The organism is Chromobacterium sp. CCUG 30098, assembly GCF_059916605.1.
This window is the reverse complement of sequence record NZ_JAUCGS010000014.1, coordinates 55,594-74,100: the sequence shown is the minus strand read 5'-3', so window position 1 is coordinate 74,100 and position 18,507 is coordinate 55,594. Positions and strand designations below refer to the sequence as shown.

At 62.3% G+C, this 18,507-nt stretch carries 20 protein-coding genes; 7 read left to right on the top strand and 13 right to left on the bottom strand.

Features of this window, described 5'->3' with window-relative positions; all coding sequences use genetic code 11:
• Nucleotides 1–286 precede the first annotated feature (286 nt).
• Nucleotides 287–922 (top strand): pyrimidine 5'-nucleotidase, encoded by a 636-nt coding sequence (locus QUG03_RS21740; protein WP_107798019.1) that lies wholly within the window; start codon nt 287–289, stop codon nt 920–922.
• A gap of 48 nt (nt 923–970) precedes the next feature.
• Here the strand turns inward: QUG03_RS21740 and QUG03_RS21735 are convergent, their stop codons facing one another.
• The 6 genes from QUG03_RS21735 to QUG03_RS21710 form a co-directional block, all read right to left on the bottom strand.
• Nucleotides 971–2,035, bottom strand: a complete 1,065-nt coding sequence (locus QUG03_RS21735; protein ID WP_107798018.1) for an ABC transporter substrate-binding protein — start codon at nt 2,033–2,035, stop codon at nt 971–973.
• A 99-nt stretch (nt 2,036–2,134) separates the two neighbouring features.
• Nucleotides 2,135–2,929, bottom strand: coding sequence for an ABC transporter permease (locus QUG03_RS21730; protein ID WP_227106685.1), 795 nt, complete (start codon nt 2,927–2,929; stop codon nt 2,135–2,137).
• Entirely contained in the window at nt 2,922–3,815 is an 894-nt protein-coding gene (locus QUG03_RS21725; protein ID WP_227106683.1) for an ABC transporter permease, read from the bottom strand. Before QUG03_RS21725 ends, QUG03_RS21730 begins: the two co-directional genes overlap by 8 nt.
• 6 nt (nt 3,816–3,821) lie before the next feature.
• Nucleotides 3,822–4,907 (bottom strand): ABC transporter ATP-binding protein, encoded by a 1,086-nt coding sequence (locus QUG03_RS21720; RefSeq protein ID WP_107798016.1) that lies wholly within the window; start codon nt 4,905–4,907, stop codon nt 3,822–3,824.
• Nucleotides 4,908–5,181: 274 nt separating this feature from the next.
• Complete coding sequence (locus QUG03_RS21715) at nt 5,182–6,237, bottom strand: PLP-dependent cysteine synthase family protein (protein ID WP_227106682.1); 1,056 nt, start codon at nt 6,235–6,237, stop codon at nt 5,182–5,184.
• 102 nt (nt 6,238–6,339) lie between these two features.
• Nucleotides 6,340–6,957, bottom strand: coding sequence for an OmpW/AlkL family protein (locus QUG03_RS21710; protein WP_500820971.1), 618 nt, complete (start codon nt 6,955–6,957; stop codon nt 6,340–6,342).
• Between the two features lie 150 nt (nt 6,958–7,107).
• Here QUG03_RS21710 and ubiD point away from each other — a divergent pair, with 150 nt between their 5' ends.
• The 3 genes from ubiD (at nt 7,108) to QUG03_RS21695 (ending at nt 9,827) form a co-directional block, all read left to right on the top strand.
• Complete coding sequence (gene ubiD, locus QUG03_RS21705) at nt 7,108–8,583, top strand: 4-hydroxy-3-polyprenylbenzoate decarboxylase (protein ID WP_107798013.1); 1,476 nt, start codon at nt 7,108–7,110, stop codon at nt 8,581–8,583.
• Between the two features lie 367 nt (nt 8,584–8,950).
• Complete coding sequence (locus tag QUG03_RS21700) at nt 8,951–9,286, top strand: hypothetical protein (RefSeq protein WP_227106680.1); 336 nt, start codon at nt 8,951–8,953, stop codon at nt 9,284–9,286.
• Nucleotides 9,231–9,827 carry a hypothetical protein gene (locus QUG03_RS21695; RefSeq protein ID WP_486636469.1) on the top strand — a complete coding sequence of 199 codons (597 nt, stop codon included), beginning with the start codon at nt 9,231–9,233 and terminating at the stop codon, nt 9,825–9,827. The genes QUG03_RS21700 and QUG03_RS21695 overlap by 56 nt, the downstream gene beginning before the upstream one ends.
• Nucleotides 9,828–9,913: 86 nt before the next feature.
• On the opposite strand, the gene QUG03_RS21690 is transcribed toward QUG03_RS21695, so the two are convergent.
• Together QUG03_RS21690 and QUG03_RS21685 are read right to left on the bottom strand one after the other, a co-directional pair.
• Nucleotides 9,914–10,225 (bottom strand): hypothetical protein, encoded by a 312-nt coding sequence (locus QUG03_RS21690; RefSeq protein WP_500820970.1) that lies wholly within the window; start codon nt 10,223–10,225, stop codon nt 9,914–9,916.
• Nucleotides 10,225–11,835: a M30 family metallopeptidase gene (locus QUG03_RS21685; RefSeq protein WP_227106677.1), complete on the bottom strand. Its 1,611-nt coding sequence runs from the start codon at nt 11,833–11,835 to the stop codon at nt 10,225–10,227. Before QUG03_RS21685 ends, QUG03_RS21690 begins: the two co-directional genes overlap by 1 nt.
• A 324-nt stretch (nt 11,836–12,159) precedes the next feature.
• On the opposite strand from QUG03_RS21685, the gene QUG03_RS21680 reads away from it, so the two are divergent.
• On the top strand, nt 12,160–12,516 hold the full coding sequence (locus QUG03_RS21680; protein ID WP_107798008.1) for a 50S ribosome-binding protein YggL: 357 nt from the start codon (nt 12,160–12,162) through the stop codon (nt 12,514–12,516).
• A gap of 77 nt (nt 12,517–12,593) precedes the next feature.
• Here QUG03_RS21680 and QUG03_RS21675 read toward each other — a convergent pair whose 3' ends face one another.
• From QUG03_RS21675 to QUG03_RS21655, 5 genes are all read right to left on the bottom strand, one after another.
• A complete protein-coding gene (locus tag QUG03_RS21675; protein WP_019103655.1) occupies nt 12,594–13,193 on the bottom strand; it encodes a YdcF family protein in 600 nt (199 codons plus the stop codon).
• 77 nt (nt 13,194–13,270) lie between these two features.
• On the bottom strand, nt 13,271–13,510 hold the full coding sequence (locus QUG03_RS21670) for a DUF2164 domain-containing protein (protein ID WP_107798007.1): 240 nt from the start codon (nt 13,508–13,510) through the stop codon (nt 13,271–13,273).
• A 79-nt stretch (nt 13,511–13,589) separates the two neighbouring features.
• The gene (locus tag QUG03_RS21665; protein WP_500820969.1) at nt 13,590–13,946 is read right to left on the bottom strand and encodes a hypothetical protein; all 357 of its coding nucleotides are present in this window, start codon (nt 13,944–13,946) and stop codon (nt 13,590–13,592) included.
• Nucleotides 13,947–14,098: 152 nt separating this feature from the next.
• The gene (gene aspA / locus QUG03_RS21660) at nt 14,099–15,502 is read right to left on the bottom strand and encodes an aspartate ammonia-lyase (protein ID WP_107798005.1); all 1,404 of its coding nucleotides are present in this window, start codon (nt 15,500–15,502) and stop codon (nt 14,099–14,101) included.
• 158 nt (nt 15,503–15,660) lie between these two features.
• Nucleotides 15,661–16,569, bottom strand: a complete 909-nt coding sequence (locus QUG03_RS21655; protein ID WP_107798004.1) for a LysR family transcriptional regulator — start codon at nt 16,567–16,569, stop codon at nt 15,661–15,663.
• A gap of 164 nt (nt 16,570–16,733) precedes the next feature.
• On the opposite strand from QUG03_RS21655, the gene QUG03_RS21650 reads away from it, so the two are divergent.
• Both QUG03_RS21650 and QUG03_RS21645 read left to right on the top strand, forming a co-directional pair.
• A complete protein-coding gene (locus QUG03_RS21650; RefSeq protein ID WP_227106673.1) occupies nt 16,734–17,912 on the top strand; it encodes a GGDEF domain-containing protein in 1,179 nt (392 codons plus the stop codon).
• Between the two features lie 39 nt (nt 17,913–17,951).
• On the top strand, nt 17,952–18,500 hold the full coding sequence (locus tag QUG03_RS21645) for a hypothetical protein (RefSeq protein ID WP_500820968.1): 549 nt from the start codon (nt 17,952–17,954) through the stop codon (nt 18,498–18,500).
• Nucleotides 18,501–18,507 lie beyond the last annotated feature (7 nt).

Genomic DNA, 18,507 nt, shown 5'->3' with positions numbered 1-18,507 from the left:
ATCGGTTATTCGTTCTGTTAAAGATCGGTGCAGGCCGCTGCGCTTCGTTTCCGCCGCTGCGTTGTCTGCTGAGGAGGCGAACTATACGTCAGGCCCCTAAACCCGTCAACACCTTTCGTGAAAGATTTTTGACAAAAGAGGCCTCTCGCAAGCTATCCCCATGATTTATATTGAATCATCCATATGAAGAATTTCAGCGTAGCCGCCATGCACTGGTAGGGACTGTCGTTTCCGGATTGAAAAAACGATAATTCCCCTCCTCGTCCGCCCTTCTAGAAGCACAATCATGCGCAACAAAACCTGGATTTTCGACCTGGACGACACGCTGCACCACGCCAGCGGCGGCATCTTCGCCCATATCAGCCACGCGATGTCCGCTTATATGATGAAACATCTGCAAGTGGACGCGGTGGAAGCCCGCTTGCTGCGCGAGCGCTATTGGGCGCAATACGGCGCCACCATGCATGGGCTGGTCACCCACCACGGCATCGACCCTCATGACTTCCTGTTGGAAACCCATAAGCTGGAAGAACTGGAGCAATGGCTGTTCGCCGAGCACAATCTGGCGGAATCGCTGAGCGCGCTGCCGGGCCGCAAGCTGATCTTCTCCAATGGCCCGCACCATTATGTGCAAGGCATCTTGCAGCGCCTGGCGATAGAGCGGCACTTCCACTCTATATATGGCGTCGAGCAAGTGGACTACGTGCCCAAGCCGCATGTCGGCGCCTTCCGTAAAGTTCTGGCGCAAGAGAGGCTGGATCCGCGACACTGCATCATGGTGGAGGACTCGCTGCCCAATCTGCTGACGGCGAAGAAGCTGGGCATGAAAACGGTCTGGGTCAGCAAGCAGGTGCGGCGGCCTGCGCATGTGGACATCCGCATCGCCTCCATCGGCGAGCTGGCGCGCCGTCGCTGGGACTGAAATAAAAAAGGCCGGAATCCCGGCCTTTTCCTATATAGAGTATCCCGCTTACTTCAGTTTGATCTCGGACCACACCTTGTTCAGCTCGCGACGGTCCTTGGCGTTCAAGTCCTTCAGCTGTTGCAGGCGCGGCAGTTCGCCGGCGGTCGGGAAGATCGCATGCACCTTGGTCAGTTCCGGTTTGACGAACTTGCCGGCGGCGGCGTTGGGGTTGCCCGAGCCCATCTCGTTGGTCAGACCGGAGGCGTTCTTGCCGTCCAGCATGAAGTTGATGAATTTGTAAGCCAGGTCCTTGCGCGGCGCGTCCTTCAACACCACGAAGTTGTCCAGCGACAGGGTGTTGCCCTCTTTCTGCAAGCCGAAATTGACGCCGAACTTGCGGCCGGCCTTCTTGGCGTCCTGCTGCGCCTGGTACATATCGTTGGAATAGCCCAGCGCGACATAGATGTTGCCTACGGTCAGTTCCTTGATATAGCTCTGGTTGTTGAAGGCGGCCCAGTAGGGCTTGGCCTTCAGGATCACGTCGCGCGCCGCCTTCCAGTCCGCCGGATTGGTGGAGTTGGCCGGCTTGCCCAGATACATCAAGGCGGCGGACACCAGCTCGCGCTGAGAGTCCAGCACGGTGATCTTGCCCTTGAGCTTGGCCAATACGGCCGGATCGAAGATCAGCGCCCAGCTATTGGCCTTGTCCAGCAAGCCCAGTTCTTTCAGCTTGGTTTCGTTGTAGCCCAGCAGCGTGGTGGTGAAGGCGTAGGGGACCGAGTACTGGTTGCCCTTGTCGAAGAAGCTGTTCAGATAGCCTGCGTTCAGGTTCTTGAAGTTGGGCAGCTGTTTTTTGTCCAGCGGCTGCGCCTTGCCCTGCTTGATCAGCGCTTCCACCGCGAAGCCGGTCGGCACCACGATGTCGTAACCCTTGGCGCCGGCGGCCAGCTTGGCCAGCATTTCTTCGTTGTCGCCGTAGAAGTCTTGCACCAGCTTGCACTTGCAATAAGCCTCGAAGCTCTTGGCGGTGCTTTCCGACAGGTAGTTGTTCCAGTTGTAGAGGTGCAATTCTTCCGCTGCGTACGCTTGTGCAGATACGGCCAGGGCAAGCGTCACCAGGACTTTTTTCATTGCGTTTTTCCTTCTATTCGCACGAGTGCGTTGCGACTACATGAAAAACCGGCCGGCTCCCTTGTTGCCCGGCCGGGGCCCTACTACTTAAACAGGCTTTCAGCCATTGGCCCGCAACGCGCTGGGCGACACGCGCGAAGCAATGACGATCAGCACCAGGGTCAACAGCATCAGCAAGCTGGAAACGGCGTTCACTTCCGGCGTCACCGCGATCTTGATCATCGAGTAAATCTCCAGCGGCAGCATGCTGGCGCCTGCGCCGGCGGTGAAGAAGGTGATCACGAAGTCGTCGATGGACAAGGTAAAGGCCATCAGGGCGCCGGCGATGATGCCCGGCTTGATCACCGGCAGGGTGATCAGACGGAAGGCCTGGAACGGCGTCGCCCCCAGATCGCGCGCCGCTTCCACCAGGCTGTCGTCCATGCCCTGCATCCGCGCGCGCACCACGATGGCGACGAAGCCGATGCAGAAGGCGACGTGGGACAGCAGGATGGTGATCATGCCCAGTTCCAGAATGCCGATCAGCTGGTTGACGATGACGAAGAAGATCACCAGCGACACCCCCATCAGCAGTTCCGGGATGGCGATGGGCGTCAGCACCAGGAAGGGCAGCAAGCGCAGCTTGTAGCGATGCATGGCGATGCCGGCCAAGGTGCCCAGCACGGTGGCGCAGGCGCTGGCGATGATGCCTATGATCAGCGAGTTGGCCGCCGCGCTCAGCATCTTCTCGTTGTGGAACAGTTTGTCGTACCACTTGAGGGTGAAGCCCACCCATTCCGCGTTGAGCCTGGAATCGTTGAACGAGTACAGCACCACGATCACCAGCGGCAGATAGAGGAAGAGATAGGTCAGCAGCGCCGACGCCCACAACCAGCGGGATTGTTTCTTAGCCACGTTTCTTGCCTCCTCTGCCCACCATCGCGCCCAGGGCCGCGATCAACAACACTCCGCCGGTCAGCATGATGGACAGCACAGAACCGAACGGCCAGTCGCGGGTGTCCAGTATCTGCTGCTTGATCAGGTTGCCGATCATGATGGAGTCGGTGCCACCCAGAATGTCCGGAATGGCGAACATGCCCAGCGCCGGGATGAACACCAGCGCGGAGCCGGCGAACACGCCGGGCAGGCTCAGCGGCCAGGTCACGCGCCAGAAGCGTTGCCAGGCGTTGGCGCCAAGATCCTGCGCCGCGTCCAGCAAGGCCATGTCGTGTTTTTCCAGATTGGCGTACAAAGGCAACACCATGAAGGGCAGGTGCACATAGACCAGGCCGACGATGACGGCGAACGGGGTGAACAGCAGACGCACCGGTTCAAAACCCAGCGAGGTCACCACCACGTTCAGCATCTTGGTGAACGCCGATTGCGGCCCCAGGATGATCATCCAGGCGTAGATGCGGATCAGGAAGTTGGACCAGAACGGCAGGATCACCAGCAGCAGCATCAGGTCGCGGTATTTCTTGCCGGAGCGGGCGATCAGCCAGGCCAGCGGATAGGCCATCAACAGGCAAACCACGGTGGTGATCCCCGCGTAGCCGGCGGACTTGATGAACAGCTCGATATAGAGCGGCTCCTCCACCAAGCGACGGAAGTTGTCCAGCGTCAGATCCCAGACCAGCTTGCCTTCCTCGAGGTAGTACATCGGCGCGAGGCCGCCGTAATCGCCCGGATTGCGGAAAGCCGCCACCACCATGATCAGCGACGGCACCAGGAAAAACAGGATCAGGTAGACCAGCGGCGGCCACGACAGCGCCCACTTGCCGAATCGATCTCGAATCGCCATGCGCGTTTACTCCGTCAGGAAGCTGCCGGCGTCGAAGCGCCAGGCCAGTTCCACGATGTCGTTGTCGTCAAAGAATTTGGCGACGCCCGGAATGCTGTTGGGCAGCATCGCCTCCACCATCACGCCTTCGCCCACTTCCACCACGTAGAGGGTAACGTCGCCCAGGTACAGGCAATCGTGAACGCGGCCTTTGAAATAGGCTTCGTCGTCGTGGGCCGGCAGGCTCTTGTCCAGCTTGACCTTTTCCGGACGCAACGCCAGCCAGCCGGTCTGCCCTTCGCGCACGTCCGGCACAGTCAGGCAGCGCACTTCGCCGCAGCCTTTCAGGTCCACCAGCATGGTGTCGCCGTCCACGCGCTTGACCTTGCCTTCCAGCACATTGCACTGGCCGAGGAAGTCCGCGACGAAGCGGTTCTTGGGCTTGCTGTAAATGGTTTCCGGCGCGTCCAGCTGTTCCACCTGGCCGTGGCTCATCACCGCGATGCGATGGCTGAGCGCCAGCGCTTCGCCCTGGTCGTGAGTGACGTAGACGAAGGTGATGCCCACTTCTTTTTGCAGATTGATCAGTTCCAGCTGCATTTCTTCGCGCAGCTTGGCGTCCAGCGCGGACAGCGGTTCGTCCAGCAGCAGCAGCCGCGGACGGTCCACCAGCGCTCGGGCGATGGCCACGCGCTGGCGCTGGCCGCCGGACATCTCGTGCGGGTAACGGTCGCCGAACTGGGTCAGGCGCACGTCTTCCAGCAATTCGTCCACCTGGGAAGCGATCTTGGCCTTGTCCCACTTGGCCATTTTGAGCGGGAAGGCGATGTTCTCGCGCACCGTCATGTGCGGGAACAAGGCATAGCTTTGAAACACGGTGTGCACCGGACGTTTTTCCGGCTGCACCTGCGACATGTCCTGACCGTCCAGCAGGATCTGGCCGGAATCCGGCTGCTCGAAGCCGGCCAGCATGCGCAGCAAGGTGGTCTTGCCGCAACCGGAGGGCCCGAGCAGGGTGAAGAACTCGCCTGCCTCTACCGACAGGCTGACATTGTTGACCGCCGTGTAGTCGCCGAAGCGCTTGACGACATTTTTGATTTCAAGGAGAGCCATTGTCTTCCCCGCCCAAGAAAAAGGGCGCCAGTTTAACAAAAAAGATAAAGCTGGGGCCGTTGAAATCCCTTGAAAATTCAAGACCTCAGCGCATTTTTTCCATTGTGCGAACCGGGCGTTCGGGCCGGGCCGGTAAGTTGCTATTTTCTCAGCAGAAAACCGCGCGCCGCACGCTGGGTTTTCGGTGCGGCGCAACATGGTTTCAATTCAAATAATTGATGCTTTTTGACAACAACTGTCGGCATCTCGCCGTCTACGCGCCGCCAAACAGCGCTTACCACTGCCCTTCATTGAAGAAGCGGCGGTAGCGCTCCACCCAGTTCGAGATATCGAAACCGTTGGCCTGCAGCCAATCGTGGTTGTAATAGCTGCCCTGGTAGCGGTTGCCGTCGTCGCAGATCAAGGTGACGATGGAGCCGCTGCGGCCCTGGCTGCGCATCTGGCCCACCAGTTCGCAAACACCGTAGAAATTGGTGCCGGTGGAACCGCCGCAGCGGCGTCCCAGCACTTCCTCCAGGAAGTGGATGGCGGCGTAGCTGGCGACGTTGGGCACCCGGATCACATTGTCGATGACTGTGGGAATGAAGGAGGGTTCCACCCGAGGCCGGCCTATGCCTTCCACGCCGGAGCCACCTTCGCAGCGGCAGTCCATGCTTCCGGTATGAAAACAGTCGTAGAACACCGAGTTTTCCGGGTCCACCACGCAGACCTTGGTCGGCAGTTTCTGGTAGCGCACATAGCGGCCGAAAGTGGCCGAGGTGCCGCCGGTGCCGGCGCCGCATACGATCCAGTCCGGCACCGGATTCGGCTCATAGGCCATTTGGGTGAAAATGGTGTCGGCGATATTATTGTTGCCGCGCCAGTCGGTGGCGCGCTCGGCATAGGTGAACTGGTCCATGTAATGGCCGTTCAACTCTTCCGCCAGGCGTTTGGATTCGTCGTAAATGGTGGCGGGATCGTCCACCAGGTGGCTGCGGCCGCCGTAGAATTCGATGGCGCGGATCTTTTCTTGCGAGGTGCTCTTGGGCATCACCGCGATGAAGGGCAGGCCCAGCAAGCGGGAAAAATAGGCCTCGGACACCGCGGTGCTGCCGCTGGAAGCCTCGATGATGGTGCTGCCTTCGCGTATCCAGCCATTGCACAAGCCGTATAGAAACAGCGAGCGCGCCAGCCGGTGCTTGAGGCTGCCGGTGGGATGGGTGGATTCGTCCTTGAAATAGAGCTGTATCTCCGGCGCGCCGGGGATGGGCAGCGGGATCAAATGGGTGTCGCTGGAGCGATTGAAATCGGCCTCTATCTTGCGCACCGCCTGGGCAACCCAATCAGTCATCTTGCTTCTCCAGTGTCGGAAAGTTCTCAATCGGCCATTCTAACGCGACAAGCAAGAAAAAAACGCCCCGTAGGGCGTTTTGGATTCAAAGCGGCGAGCCGATCAGAACTTGGTGCCGAAGCCGATGCCGAATACCCACGGGTCGATCTTCAGTTCGCCCAGTTTGGCGCCGCCCAGCTGATCCGCGGTCACGTCGGTCTTGATCCAGATTTTCTTGACGTCCAGGTTGACGAACCAGTTCTTGTTGATCGCGTAGTCCGCGCCCAGTTGCAGCGCCGGACCCCAGCTGTTTTTCTTCACGCTCAGATCTGTCGCACTACCTGCTTTCAGGCCTTCATTGTAGAAACGGGTGTAGTTGATGCCGGCGCCCACATAGGGACGGAAGGTAGCGTCCGGAGCGAAGTGGTATTGCAGGGTCAAGGTCGGCGGCAACACCGATACCTTGCCGACGGAACCGAAGGTGTTGGTGGTGACTTCGTGACGGGTGGTGCCCAGAATCAGCTCGGCGCCGATATTGTTGGTGATCATGTAGGTGAAGTCGACCTCAGGCGCCCAGCTGTCCTTGGCGTCGACATTCAAACCCGGCACTACGCCAGAGTTGCTCCAGCTGGCGTCGGGGTTGACATTGATCACGCGGAAGCGCGCCAGGATGTCGCCTTGAGCGGCGAAGGCGCTAGCGGAAACCAGGCCGATCATTGCGGCGAGAGCGAGCTTTTTCATATTGGGTTCTCCTGTCATGTTTGGTCGAATGCAGGCCTGGCGCTTGCCGCCATCGTTGACTTTGACTGCGGGCAGCAGTAGCGTTCGGCGTCCGGTGGCAGATTATCCAAGCACCTAATATCAAACTTTGCGCCAGATCATGAGATGGTCATGAAATATGCAGATTTACGGGAGTTTGTCTCCCAATTGGAACAACAAGGCCTGCTGAAACGAATTGCGGCCCCGGTCTCCCCGCATCTGGAGATGACCGAGATCGGCGACAGGGTACTGAAAGCCGGCGGTCCCGCGCTGCTGTTCGAACAGGCAGTCAAGGACGGCAAACGCTTCGATTACCCGGTACTGGCCAATCTGTTCGGCACGCCCGAGCGCGTGGCGCTGGGCATGGGCGCCGCCGATGTGATGCAGTTACGCGAGATCGGCAAGACCCTGGCCTACCTGAAAGAACCGGAGCCGCCCAAGGGCTTGAAAGACGCCTGGGACAAGCTGCCCTTGCTGAAGCAATTGCTGTCGATGGCGCCTAAGGAGGTCGGCAAGGCGCCGTGCCAGCAAATCGTATGGGAAGGCGCGGAAGTTGATCTGGAGCGCTTGCCTATCCAGCACTGCTGGCCCGGCGACGTGGCGCCGCTGATCACCTGGGGCCTGACCGTGACCCGCGGCCCCAACAAGAAACGCCAGAACCTGGGCATCTATCGCCAACAGCTGATAGGCCGCAACCGTGTCATCATGCGCTGGCTTGCCCACCGCGGCGGCGCGCTGGATTACCGCGAATTCTGCCAACAGCATCCCGGCGAGCCTTACCCGGTGGCGGTGGTGCTGGGCTGCGACCCGGCCACTATCCTGGGCGCGGTGACGCCGGTGCCGGACACCCTGTCCGAATACCAGTTCGCCGGCCTGCTGCGCGGCAGCCGCACCGAGCTCACCAAATGCCTGGGTTCGGATCTGCAAGTGCCGGCGCGCGCCGAGATCGTGCTGGAAGGCCATATCCATCCGGACGACACCGCGATGGAAGGCCCTTACGGCGACCACACCGGCTATTACAACGAGCAGGACCGCTTCCCGGTGCTGACCGTGGACCGCGTCACCCTGCGCGAAAACGCGATCTACCACAGCACCTACACCGGCAAGCCGCCGGACGAGCCGGCGGTGCTGGGCGTGGCGCTGAACGAGGTCTTCGTGCCCATTCTGCAAAAGCAGTTTCCGGAAATCGTCGATTTCTACCTGCCGCCGGAAGGCTGCAGCTACCGGATGGCGGTGGTCAGCATCAAGAAGCAATACCCCGGCCACGCCAAGCGGGTGATGATGGGATGCTGGAGCTTCCTGCGCCAGTTCATGTACACCAAGTTCATCGTGGTGGTGGACGACGACGTCAACACCCGGGACTGGAAGGAAGTGATCTGGGCAATCACCACGCGCATGGACCCGGTGCGCGACACCACCTTGATCGAACATACGCCTATAGATTATCTGGACTTCGCCAGCCCGGTGTCCGGCCTGGGCGGCAAGATGGGCCTGGACGCCACCAACAAGATGCCGGGCGAAACCAACCGCGAGTGGGGCGTGCCCATCGTGATGGACCAGGCAGTCAAACAGCGCGTAGACGCGATGTGGCTACAATTAGGGCTGTAAACCCTCTCCCATCCACCCCGGCCTACAAGCACGTCGGGGTGGATCGCGCCATGCCTTCGCCAACCCCTCCCCACGCAGGGCCTTAGAACCTGCTTACGATCTGCCCGTGTCGACGATACGGCGTTGAAACCGCCTTCGAAGTGCTCATGCACCGCCAATGCATTCCGCTTTCTCAGCCGTTTTCGCTTTAGTTCGCTAGATCGTAAACACGTTCTTAGAACGTCCCCTCAATTGCCCCCCGGCATCGGATGCTCCTGACAGATAGGGCAGCTGTCTTTTTTGATTAATATATTTATATTTCTGCCTTAACTGAGAAAGCCTCTGCAACGACCTCAAGATGGCGCGCTGGCCGCCACAGGAGAGCAGCATGAAGAGTTGCCCGACAATCCAAGGATTGAAGCTGGATCAAAGCAGCCTGCAAGCTCTGGAGCAAATCGAACTCAAGCTGAGAGGCCTCCGACTCGCCGCCAGCCTCACCAGTATTGGCGTGATAAGCAATATCTTTTATCGCAGCAGCCCACTACAAGCGGCCTATAACATCCACGCAACAGACTGGCAGCTGTTCGCACAGAGCACGGCGGCTTGGCCGAGGATTATGCAGAAGGCGGTAACACGCATTGCGGAAGAAGAGCACTGGAATCATCAGCATGACCGGAAGCAAGCTCAATTCTGGGAGGCTGTGGCGTATGGCTGCAAACCTTAAAAACACATGGCCGGCTTGGGCTCTACTGATTGGCAACCTGTTCTGGCTAACGCCAAGCCAAGCACAATCGCCTGCCCAAGAAGATCTAACCTCATTTGCCATACGACGCCTGGCTCAAGCCGTGATCGACTATAGCGCTCAGATCCAATATTGCCGGCAACAAGAGATCGTGTTGCCTCCGGACACCTTCGCCGGATTAGAAATTTCCAGGGATGAGCAGATCGCTGCGCTTGCCTATTTTCGTAATAAAAATGACAGGACATGCCTTGGGCAAGTTGAAGAGGAGTTTTTGCAAGCCACCCTGCTAGCCCGGGAGGCAAAACTACCGGCTTATTCGGCCAAGGACGACCCCGGAGCTGAGCAGATTCTCACCGCGCTGCTATCCCGAACGCTTGCGCTAAAACGAGAGCGACCTTACTTACGTCTCGCGCCAGCACTGCGCCGTCAGTTGGAAGCGCTGCCGGTACTACAACATAACTTTGATCCATTCCAATCCATACGCAGCCTAGGCTTGTCAAACGCTGACATCGACGATGACTGAAACCATTTGACATACTCGACCACTTTCTACTGAGCCCCTTATTGAAAGCGCCCGGCATCATCAGAGGCCGGGCGCTGTTTGATCGCTCAACGCGTCTCAAGCACTTCCGCCTGCAACAGCACGGCCTCGCGCCCCAGCAGCGGATGGGCTTTGAATGGCCCGGCCCGATAGCGAATGCGCGAACCGGTCCGCTGCTTCAACGCGGCCACTTCCGCGGCCCCCAGGCCCTGGCCGTCGGCAGCGGGCTGGATGACGAAGGTGCCTCCATCCCCCTTTTCCACCCCCAAGCGCACCAGCGGCGGCGCGCCGACGGCGACCAGGGTGCCCTCCTCCCACAGCGGCAGCGACATCGCGCCGGCGCCGGCGCAAAGGCCGAGCCACAGCAGCAGTCCGCGCATCATGGCTTGAGCAGGATCAGATGGCTGTTGGCCGGCACCGTCACCCGCGCCACGCCGCGCGACAGCGGCAGGCTCTGCTTATAGGTTTCCGCCGTCGCCAACGCGCTCCAGCCGATTTCCTGCGCCTGGAAGGGCACCGCCGGCAGCAACAAACTCTTGCCGTTCGGGAAATACTGGTTGGCCGGCAGGCTCAGCGTCTTGGCCGGGAAGCCGTAACCGCTGGCCGGATTGCCACCCAGCGCCAGCGTGGTGTTGAGACGCAGCATCAGGCTGCTGTAATCGCCGGCGCCCGCCGCGCGCAAACCGTCGTTCAAGGCCGCTTCGCCGGTATTGGCGCCGGTCACCCACGGCTTCATCACGCCCGCGCCGAACTGATGCAGCATCTGCATGCCCGCCGCCAGCGCTTTCGGGTAGCAGGTGTAATTCGACGCCGCCACGCTCCAGCCCTTCAAATTGCAAGCCGGCCGGCGCAGAAAGCTTTCGAAATCGCCGCCGCGGCGCAGGTCCGGATGGGAGTTGGCGTCGCTGCCGCGACCGCCGGTGAAGGTGTCCGCCGACACCAGATAGCCCATGGTCTGGGCCGCCAGCTCGTTTTCCCATACCGTAGGCTGACCGGAACCCGGCGGTTTGCGCAGGATCTTGTTGTAGGCGTAGAGCACATGCAGGTATTCGTGCGCCAGCGTGGACAGGGCCAGGCTGGGGCCATTGCCCTTCATATTCCAGTTGCGGCCCGGATCGGCCTGGGCGAAGGTGTCCAGGTCCACGAAGGTGGCCAAGGCCTGATTGCTCTTGCCCACCACGTCGCGGCACTCTTGGTCGCCGCCGCACATGGCCGGCGCGGCCGACGCCAGCAAGGCGTTGGTCCAGCGCACATAGCCGAGCAAGCGGCCGCCGCCGGTCTGATTCGGATCGTTCAGCCGGCTCAGCACCAGGTGCACGTCCTTGGTGTCGCCGGGCAGCGCCAGCGCGCGCCAGCCCGGATCGATGTCATTGCCCCAGGGCTCGCTGACGACCGAGGCTTCCAAGGGATAGACGCTGTTGGCGAAGCGCTCGGCCAGCGCGTCGGCCTGATCGCTGCCCACGCTGACGTCCAGCCCGTCCTGCGCCCAGACGTAAACTTTGCCGCCGCCGTTGGGCAAATCGCGCATGGCTTGCAGGCTGGTGGCGCTATCGCCGTCCATATCGTGCCAGACCCGTTTGTCGCCGATCGCGTAGCTGGCCGCCTGCAAGCTGGCCTGCTCCGCCAGTAGCCGGTGCGAACCGGCGCCGCGCAGCGACAAGGCGCCGGAGCGGGCCGACGCGCCAACCGCGGCCATCACCGCCTGGCTCTCCGCCTCCAGGCGTTCCGCGGCGGCGTCCGACCCGCCGCGCAGGCCGGAAGCGGCCAGCTTGGCCTGGCCCGAAGTGTCTCCGGAGCTGATCCGCGACACCACCATCTGCCAGGCGGCGCTCAAGGGCTTGCCGCTGATAGACACCGTTTGCGCCTGCGCGCCGGTATTGGTGTACTGGTAGACGGAGCCGGACTGCGCCCTGCCGGCCGAGGCCGGCAAGCGGCACACATTGCCCGAGCACGTCAGCGCCGCCACTTCCGCGCCGTCCGTCGCCAGCATCCTGCCAGATGCCGACGTTCCGACGCTGGAACCGCCGCTGCCGGCGTTACCGCCGCCGCCACCGCCGCCGCATGCGCTCAGCAACGCGGACATCACGGACACAGCCAATATTGTTTTTGTGCTTTTCATCCCTGTAGTCATCCATTTCATGTATTGAGAATGAGAAAAAATACTAATTCCATTCCAATGGCAATGACTACGGCAAATAATTACCTTTTTATATGATATTTGTTTAGTTAGAGTGACAGAAACCTACGCGCAGCCGGCGGAGCACAAAGCCGGCAAGCCTGCTATCATCGCCAGGTCTTTGAATAAGGAGCAGTCATGTCCCTGCGCAACCCCAATTCCCCGCACCGCCTGAGCCGTCTGAAAACCCGCCAACGCAAGAAAATGCGTGTAGGCGAATTCCGCGAGCTGGGCTTTCATCTGATCTCCATGCTGCACGACGGCGCGGATTCCGAGGCGCTGCTGGACGCCTGGCTAATCCAGGTGGACGAGGCCGGCATCAGCTTCGGCGGCCATTTCGACGGCGCCGGCAAGCTGGAAGGCGTGGCCTTCCCGGTGGGCGAGGTCAAGATCAGCGACGAGCTGCGCCTGCAACTGCTGTCCTGGCTGCAAGCCCGCGCCGAAGTGAAATCGGTGGAAGGCGGCGAATTGATCGATCTGTGGCACAGCCGCTGATCCCTTTCCGTCCGACGTGAAAAAACCGGCTTGTCGCCGGTTTTTTTATGCCTGGACGCTTCGAGCCGCGGACGCGATCAGGACAGCTTGCGGAACACCCGGTAGCCGATATAGAGCCAGGTTTCCCTGGCCAGGAAGCGGGACCAGCTGGACAGCGTGCGGTAGCGGCTGGATTGCGTGGGCGCGGGATAGGCGGTCAGGCCGATGTCGGTGGCCATCAGCACCGAGCGGCGCATATGCAGCGGATCGCTGACCAAGAGGAAGGAGCGGATGCCGAACTGGCTGCTCAATTCGCGCGCGTTTTCCAGGTTTTGCCAAGTGGTGCGCGACTGGTTTTCCGCCAGCATCGCCGTCATCGGCACGCCTTGCTTGGCGGCGAAGTCGCGGCCGACGTCGGCTTCGGACGGATAACCCGGTTCCGGCGTGCCGCCGGTGAACACAATCCAGCGCACCTTGCCGGACTTGTACAATTTGACTGCGTGATTGATGCGCTCGCGGAACACCGGCGACGGGCGCTTGCCCCAGGCCGCCGCCCCCAACACCAGCGCCGCGTCGGCTTGCGGTTCGTTTGCGCTGCCGCCGAAATCGACGATGCTCCAGGCCACGTAGCTGAAGCCCAGCACCACCAGCAAAATCGCCAGCACAAAGCCTTTCAACATCAAACGCAAGTAGAGCATGGGTACCGCAAGTGAAGGGTGGAACGCCGATTGTACCCGCAAACCGGATGCAAGCGGCAAGGCCGCGCGCTCCGCGCCTACTTCTCCAATTCCCAAATCGCCGCCTGCAGGGACTCCATCCGCGCGGCGAGCGCCAACTGCGCGTCGTCCAGCGCCTTGTTGTAAATGTCTCTGCCGATTTTGTCGGCGACGAAGTCCAACAGGAATTGCGCGTCGAACTGCCCCAGCTCGATGCCGAACTGGTCTTGCGCGTACTGTTGCAATTGCGGAGCCAGCGTTTGCAGTTGAGCGGGGGTCAACAAGGAATGATTGGCCATGGCGTGCCGCCCTGTGCGGTGGAAAGCCGCGATTATGGCGGCTATTCGCCGATGCTGGAAGCGGTTTCCCCGCGCACGGCTAAAGGGACAGCGCCCGTCCCCATTGCAACAGGCCCGCCCGCCACTGGCGCTGGCCGTTCAATTGCCAGGCCAGCAGCCGGTCGCCGGCCTCGCCGCGCCCGAGGGGATGCGCCCGCATCTGGCTGAGCAAGGCCTCCGCCGCCTGGCTGTCGTCAAAGCATAGCGCCAGCCAGTCCGACCCCGCGCGCGTCAACACGCGGCGCAGCTTGTCCGGCCACGGCGCGGCGCCGCGCCACACCGTGGCGCCGTGAAAACAGCCCGAGCGCAGCCATTGCCGCCGGACGCGCCACTGTTCGGCGCCCAGCGCGCACAGGCCGCGCGGAAACTCCAGACCCCACCATAGCGCAGCGTGCATTCGTCGCCCTTTCATTGTGCGTTGCACAATTTTTTATACCCGCATTCCGCGCCCGCCGCAAGCGCCGCCGGCCCCGATAAAAAAACAGGCCGCGCAAGGCGGCCTGATCAAGTTGAAACGCTCACAACGATAAGTCAGACAAGGGAAAGCAATTACACGGTCACCCAGCGCGGCCGGGTCAGCTCTTCCGGCTTCAGCAGCAGATCCAGCTGCTCGCGGCTCAGCAAACCTTGCTCCAGCACGATGTCGGCGACGCTGGCGCCGGTGGCGTGGGCCTGGGCCGCCACATTGGTGGCCGCGGCGTAGCCGATGACGGGGTTGAGCGCGGTCACCAGGCCGATGGAGTTCTCCACACTGGCGTGCAGGCGCTCGCGGTTGGCGGTGATGCCCGTGACGCAGTTGTCGGTCAGCGTGGCGCAGGCGGCCGCCAGGTGGCCCATGCTGCGGAACAGGCTGTAAGCGATCACCGGCTCGAAGGCATTCAATTGCAGCTGCCCGGCCTCCGCCGCCATGGTGATGGTGACATCGTTGCCTATCACCTCGTAAGCCACCTGGCTCACCACCTCGGGAATCACCGGATTGACCTTGCCCGGCATGATGGAGGAACCGGCCTGGCGCGCCGGCAGATTGATCTCGCCGAAACCGGCGCGCGGGCCGGAGGACAGCAGGCGCAAATCATTGCAGCTCTTGGACAATTTGACCGCGATGCGCTTGAGCACGCCGGACAACTGCACGAAGGCGCCGCAGTCCTGGGTGGCTTCGATCAGATTGGGCGCGGTCAGCAGGGTGTGGCCGCTCAACTCGGACAGATGCAGACAAGCCAGGCGCGCGTAATCCGGATGCGCGGTAATGCCGGTGCCGATGGCGGTGGCGCCCAGATTGATTTCCAGCATCAGCGCGCTGGCTTCCATCAAGCGCTGCTCGTCTTCCTGCAGCATTACCGCGTAAGTCATGAACTCCTGGCCCAGCGTCATCGGCACCGCGTCCTGCAGCTGGGTGCGCCCCATCTTCAGGTAGTCCTTGAACTCGTCGGCCTTGGCGGCGAAGGCCTCGCGCAACGTCGCCATCCGGGTCAGCAGCTTGTTGGCGCCCCAGAACGCCGCCAAGCGCAAGGCGGTCGGGTAAACGTCGTTGGTGCTTTGACACAGATTGACGTGTTCATTGGGATGCAGGTACTGGTACTCGCCCTTGGCGTGGCCCATCAGTTCCAGCGCGCGGTTGGCGATGACCTCGTTGGCGTTCATATTGGTCGAGGTGCCGGCTCCGCCCTGGATCGCATCCACCACGAACTGCTCATGCCAGCGGCCGGCGCGGATTTCCTCGCAGGCGGCGATGATGGCCTGAGCGACAGGCCCCGGCAGCAAGCCCAGATCGCGGTTGGCCTGAGCCGCGGCCTGCTTGATGCAGGCCAGCGCGCGGATCAGATCGCCGTAGCCGGCGATGCTCTGGCCGGTGATGGGAAAGTTTTCGACTGCGCGCAAGGTGTGCACGCCCCAATAAACGTCGGCGGGCACTTCACGATCGCCTAGCAGATCATGTTCTATGCGGGTCGTCATGGATGCTTCTCCTGATGCGGATGACGCCACGCGCTCGCGTGGCTTGAAGCAGCGCACTCTATGCCATGCCGCGGCGGCTGGCCAATTCGAAATGCCGATAGGGTCATGCGGGAAATGCATAACCTTGGCGGGGCGCGCGCGTTCCCCTGCGCCCCCGCTCAGCAGGCCGGGTATTGATGCGTCAGATAGTCCCAGAAGGCCTTCAAGGCCGGACGCTGTCGCTTCTGATCGATGTAGAGCCGGATCTCCATCTCCACCTGCCAGGACTCGTCGCCGGCGGCCGCCAACAAGCCCTCCTGCGCCTCCCGGCGCGCCGAGCTTTCCGGCAGGAAGGCCAGGCCGTGCCCTTCCAGCACCATGTGCTTGAGCCCTTCCGCCATATCGGTTTCATAGCGCAGCGCCAGCTTGGCCGGCTGCGGCGCGGACTCCAGAATCAAGTCGCTCATCAGCCGGAAATAGGCGTTGCTGGCGTAGCCGAGAAAGGGCAAGGGCTGCTGCGCGCTGCCGGGCAGTTGGTAACGCGGCCGGCCGGCTTCCGCGATCGAGAACGGCCTCAGCCGCTCGACGCCCAGCTTCAGCCCCTGATAGCGGGCGTCGGTCAGTTCCACCGGTTGCTTGGGATGGTGGTAGCACATCAATAGATCGCTGCCGCCTTCCACGAAGGCCAGCAGCGCATCGTGCACATTGCTGGCCTGCAGCCTACAGGGCAAGGCGCCGTAACCGCGCTGCGCCTGGGACAGCCATTTGGGAAAGAAGGAGAAGGACAGGGTGTGCGGCACCGCGAACTCCAGCGTGCCCGCGGCCAAGGGCTGCAAGCCGCGCAGCAAGGCGCGGCTGGTGTTGAGCTGGGACAGCATGGCCACCGCCTGCTCGCGGAACAGCGCGCCGGCCTCGGTCAGCCGCGTCGGATAGGTGGTACGATCAATCAGGCCGGCCCCCAACCAGCTCTCCAGCGATTTGATCCGCCGCGAGAACGCCGGCTGGGTCAGGTGGCGCAGTTCCGCCGCGCGGGTAAAGCTGCCGGTTTCCGCCAGCACCAGGAAGTCTTCAAGCCACCGAGTTTCCATCGCGCGCTTCCGCCAGAGTGATCAGGAGCTGGGATAGTAGCCTAAACGCGGCCCAAGAATCTGTTCACGATCCGCCGCGCCGCCTGAAACCCGACACGGAGAGCGCCGTCTCCAAGCCGGCGATGTTGACCTGTTGCAAACCCAAAGTCATAAACCGCGGTAGAATGACGCAACTACCTGGCACCATCCGCATGCATATTACTCACTTCATCTGGCAGAAGCTGCTGGGCATGGCACCCGGCGAGATCCAGAGCGGCGATACGCTATGGCTGCTGAGCCCTCGCCAGCACATGCCCTTGCTGGCGCAGCGACGCGCGCTGATGCTGGTCAACCGCTGCCGGCTGTTCGCCATCCTGTTTTCCGCGCTGACGCCGGCCTGGGCCTTGATCGACTTACTGACCCTGCCCTATCCGCTGTCCCTGCAATTGGCGGCCCTGCGCCTGCTGGTGTCCGTCGCCTTCGTCGCGCTGGCGGTCTGGCAGCCTATGGACGGCCGCCTGCGCTCGGCCTATCGCGGCATCGCGCTCTTGTTCGCCATCCCCACCCTGTTCTACATCGCCTCCCACCTCTTGCTGCGTCGCTACCATCTGGAAGGCTTGTCCGCCGCCATCGGCGCCGGTTACGCCTTCCTGCCCTTCGTGCTGCTGGCCGGGCTGGCCATTTTCCCGCTGACCCTGCTGGAAAGCCTGGCTTTCGCCAGCCCGGCGCTGTTCGGCTTCGTGCTGACCAGCCTGCTGGACCTGAACGGCGACAATCTGCCCGGCTTCGGCGGGGAATTCTGGCTGCTGTCCTTGCTGGCCGGCGTTTCCGCCATTGCCGGCATCAGCCAGCTGGCCTTCATCATCGTGCTGGTCCACCAGGCGATACGCGATCCGTTGACCGGGGTCTTCTCGCGCCGCAGCGGCGAGGAAATGCTGGGCCTGCTGGAGTTGCAGGCTCAGCGCAGCCGGCAGCCGCTGAGCCTGGCCTTCATCGACCTGGACCACTTCAAGGCGATCAACGACCACTACGGCCACCTGGCCGGCGACCAGGTCTTGCGTCATTTCGCCGAGCTGATGGAAGGCAGGCTGCGACGCAGCGACGTGCTGGTGCGCTGGGGCGGCGAGGAGTTCGTGCTGCTGATGCCCGGCGCGCAGTTGGCCCACGCCGCCCAGGTCATCGCCCGGCTGCGCGCCCAGGGCCTGGGCGAGCGGCCGGAAGGCCATGCGCTGACCGCCAGCATCGGCGTGGCGGAGTTGTTTCAAGACGGCAGCGCCGACTGGCGAGCCTTGGTGGATTTGGCCGATACCCGCATGTACCGCGCCAAGCAGACCGGGCGCAATCGGGTAGTGATCTCCGGCTGAAGCTTTACCCGCCGGGCGACTTTCCTTATCGTGGGCGGCATGACCGTTCTGACCGCCCCGCTCCTTCCCCGCTCCCGCGGCGTCGCCGCCGCGCTGCTGCTCAGCCTGTTGGCCCATGGCGCGCTGCTGTGGCTGAGCAAACCCGGCGGCCGCCCGGACGCCGCCGCGGCCCCGCCGCTGCGGATACAGCTGCGGCCACCGGCGCCGGCCGTCGTCCCGCCGCCGACGCGCCCCGCCGCGCCCGACCCCTCTGCCCGAAAACCGGCCGCTGCCCCGCGGCATTCAAACGCGGCGACGCACATCGCGGCCGCCGGCCCCGGCAAACGCAGTGTCTCAAGAGGGCGCGACGCTTCGGCGCCCGCCACGGCCTTGACCTTGGGCGGCCTGCGGCAGCAAGTGCGCGAACAAGCCGCCGCAGCGCCGGAAAAAATCGCCCCGCTGCCGGCCGACCCCGCCAAAACGAAATTGGCCCGCTCGATCGAGCGGGCCGAAAAACCGGATTGCAAAACGCGTTACGCCGGGCTGGGCCTCTTGGCCATCCCGGTGCTGGCGGTGCAGAGCACGCGCGAGGACGGCTGCAAATGGTGAGCCGCCC